Here is a 3,853-nt window from a genome sequence, read left to right on the forward strand (position 1 = left end):
CCCGGCCGCCCTCGCTCTGCCCGAGGCCGCGCTCGCCCGCGTCCGCGCGCTCGCCGCACCCGCCGCCGTCACCGACGTGTGGCCCCTCGCCCCGCTCCAGGAAGGCCTGTTCTTCCACTCCGCGTACGACGAGGGCGCGCTCGACGTCTACACCGTCCACGAGACCTTCGACTTCGCGACGCGCCTCGACACCGGCCGCCTGCGCGCCGCCGTGCGCGCCCTCCTGGATCGCAACCCCGGCCTGCGCGCCGGATTCACGAGCGAAGGGCTCGACGCGCCCGCGCAGTTCATCGTGGACAGTCCGGCGGTCCCGCTCGAAGAGGTGGACCTCTCCGGCCTGGAGGCTCATGAGCAGGAAGCGCGCGTCCGCGAGCTGACCGACGCCGAGCGCGCCCGCCGCTTCGACCTGTCCGCGCCCCCGCTCTTCCGGCTGCTCCTGCTGCGCCTCGGCGACGCGCGCGGCGACCGGCTCGTCATCGGGCGCCACCTCATCCTGTGGGACGGCTGGTCCGCCTGGCTCTTCCTCGACGAGCTGTTCGCGCTCTACGAGAACGGGGGCGACGCCCGCGCGCTGCCCGCCCCCGGCAGCTACCAGGACTACCTGACCTGGCTCGCCCGCCAGGACGACACCGCGGCCACCGCCGCCTGGCGCACCGCCCTCGCCGGGCTCGATGAGCCGACCCTGCTCGCCCCCGGGGCCGCGGACGGGCTCGAACCCGTCATCCCCGCACAGCTCGACGTGCGGCTGCCCGCCGCGCTCGGCGCCCGCCTGCGCGAGAGCGGACGCCGCCACGGACTGACCCTCAACACCTTCCTCACCGCCGCCTGGGGACTGACCCTCGCCACCGCGACGGGCCGCACCGACGTCGTCTTCGGCACGACCGTCGCGGGCCGCCCCAGCGAGGTCCCCGCCGTCGGCGACATCATCGGCCTCTTCCTCAACACCGTCCCCACCCGGGTCGCGCTCGACCCCGCCGAGTCCGTCCTCGGCCTGCTGCGCCGCGTGCAGGACGAACGCCTCGCGCTCATGCCCTACGAACACCTCAGCCTCGGCGTGCTCCAGGCCGAGACCGGGCACCGCAAGCTCTTCGACACCCTCTTCGTCCTGCGCGACAACGACACCGAGGACCGCCTCGACGCCCTGCGCACCCGCCACGGCGCGACCGCCGTCGCCAACGTCGACGCGACGCACTACCCGGCGAACCTCGTCGTCACCCCCGGCGAGCGCGTCACCGTCTCGCTGAGCCACCGCCCCGACCTGATCCCCGCCGAGCGGGCCCGGGCCCTTCTCGACCGCTTCACGCTCCTCGTGGACCGCCTGAGCGCCGACCTCGACGCGCCCGTCGGCTCCCTCGACGCGCTGCTCCCCGCCGAGCACGCCGCGCTGCGCGCCGAGCGGGCCGCGAGCGAGGTCGAGGTGCCCGCGAAGACCATCGCCGACCTCCTCGCCGAGCAGGCCGCGCGCACCCCGGACGCCACCGCCCTCGTCTTCGGCGCCGAGACGCTCACGTACGCCGGACTCGACGCGGCCGTCAACCGCACCGCGCGCCTGCTCCTCGCGCGCGGCGCCGGTCCCGAACGCGTCGTCGCGCTCGCCCTGCCCCGCTCGCTCGACATGGTCGTGGCGCTCTTCGCCGTCCTGCGCACGGGCGCCGCGTACCTGCCGCTGGAGCTGGACCACCCTGCCGACCGGCTCGCGGACATGCTCGCCGACGCCCGTCCGCTGCTCCTGCTCAGCCGTACGGAGGTCTCCGCGACGCTCGCCGGGGACGTACCGCGCCTCCTCCTGGACGACCCGGCGGTGCGCGCCGAACTCGCCGCGCTGCCCGACACCCCCGTCCGCCGCCGCTTCAGCCTCGAACACCCCGCGTACGTCATCTACACCTCCGGCTCCACCGGCCGCCCCAAGGGCGTCGTCACCCCGTACCGCGGGCTGACGAACATGCAGGTCAACCACCAGAAGGAGGTTTTCGCCCCGGCCGTCGCCGCGGCCGGGGGCCGGCGCCTGCGCATCGCGCACACCGTGTCCTTCGCCTTCGACATGTCGTGGGAAGAGCTGCTGTGGCTCGTCGAGGGCCACGAGGTCCACGTGTGCGACGAGGACCTGCGACGCGACGCCGAGGCACTGGTCGCCTACTGCGCCGAGCACCGCGTCGACGTCGTCAACGTGACCCCCACCTACGCGCGCCTCCTCATCGAGCAGGGCCTGCTCGAAGGCCACGTGCCCCCGCTCGTCCTGCTCGGCGGCGAAGCCGTCCCCGAGACCGTCTGGGCGGCGCTGCGCGACACCGAGGGCACCTACGGCTACAACCTGTACGGGCCCACCGAGTACACGATCAACACCCTCGGCGGCGGCACCCCCGACAGCGCGACACCCACCGTCGGCCGCCCCATCCGCGGCACCCGCGCCCACCTCCTCGACGCCTGGCTGCGCCCCGTGCCCGACGGCGTCCCCGGCGAGCTGTACATCGCGGGGGTCGGCCTCGCGCGCGGCTACCTGGACCGCCCGGGGCTGACCGCCGAACGCTTCGTCGCCGACCCCTTCGGCGCGCCGGGCGCCCGCATGTACCGCACCGGGGACCTCCTGCGCCGCCGCCCCGACGGCAACCTGGACTACCTGGGCCGCACCGACGACCAGGTCAAGATCCGCGGCTACCGCGTCGAGCCCGGCGAGATCGAGACGGCGCTCAGCCGCCACCCGCTCGTCTCCCAGGCCGCCGTCGTCGTCCGCGAGGACCGCCTCGTCGGCTACGTCGTCCCCTCGGGCGCCGAGGCGGACGCCCGCACCGCCGCGCAGGAGGCGCAGGTCGGCGAGTGGCGCGAGATCTACACCGACGAGTACGAGAAGATCGGCACCGCCGTCTCCACCGAACGCTACGACGGCTGGGACAGCTCCTACGACGGCCAGCCCATCCCCTTCGCCGAGATGAGCGAGTGGCGCGCCGCCACGCTCGACCGTATCCGCGCCCTGCGCCCGCGCCGCGTCCTGGAGATCGGCGTCGGCTCGGGGCTTCTCCTCTCCGGCCTCGCCAAGGACACCGAGGCGTACTGGGCGACCGACATCGCGGCCCCCGTCATCCGCAAGATCGAGGCGGAACTGCGGTCCACCGACCCGGAGCTGGCCTCACGCGTCCACCTGCGCTGCCGCCCCGCCGACGACCTGAGCGGCCTGCCCACCGGGTACTTCGACACGGTCGTCATCAACTCGGTCATCCAGTACTTCCCCGGCGTCGAGTACCTGACCGCCGTCATCGAGGGCGCGATGGGCCTCCTCGCCCCCGGCGGCGCCCTCTTCGTCGGCGACGTGCGCAACCTGCGCCTGGCCCGCACCTTCCACACCGAGATCCAGCGGGCGCGCGGCACCGCCCCCGAGGACCTGGAGCGCGCGGTGACGCGCGGGCTGCGCCTGGAGAAGGAACTCCTCGTCGATCCCGACTACTTCACGAGCCTCGGGTACGGGGCCGATCTGCGCACCAAGCGCGGCCACCACGACAACGAGCTGACCCGGCACCGCTACGACGTCGTCCTCCACGCGGGCCCGGCGGACACGGACCTCGGCGCGGCGCGGGAAACCCCCTGGACGACGGCGGAGGACGCCGCCCGCCTCCTCGAAGGGACCGCCGACGCCCTGCGCCTGACCGGCATCCCGGACGGCCGCACCCGCGCGGACGGGGTGGCCCCCGAGTCCGTCCACCGCGTCGGCGAGGCCGCCGGACGCCGCGTGCTGACCACCTGGTCCGCGCGGGAGGGCGCGTACGAGGCCGTGTTCCTCGCTCCGGGCAGCGCCGAACCCCGGCTCGCCGGGGGCCTGTTCCGCCCGCGCGGCGCCGGCGCCCCGTACACCAACGACCCC

General features: G+C 74.8%; 1 protein-coding gene. It reads left to right on the plus strand.

Translation table 11 applies throughout. The features are described from left to right. On the plus strand, positions 1-3,853 hold a 3,853-nt coding region (locus G3I42_RS08025), incomplete at both ends, for a class I SAM-dependent methyltransferase (RefSeq protein ID WP_164283748.1).

Origin of the sequence: Streptomyces sp. SID11385, from assembly GCF_010548245.1 — a bacterium.
GTDB lineage: Bacteria > Actinomycetota > Actinomycetes > Streptomycetales > Streptomycetaceae > Streptomyces.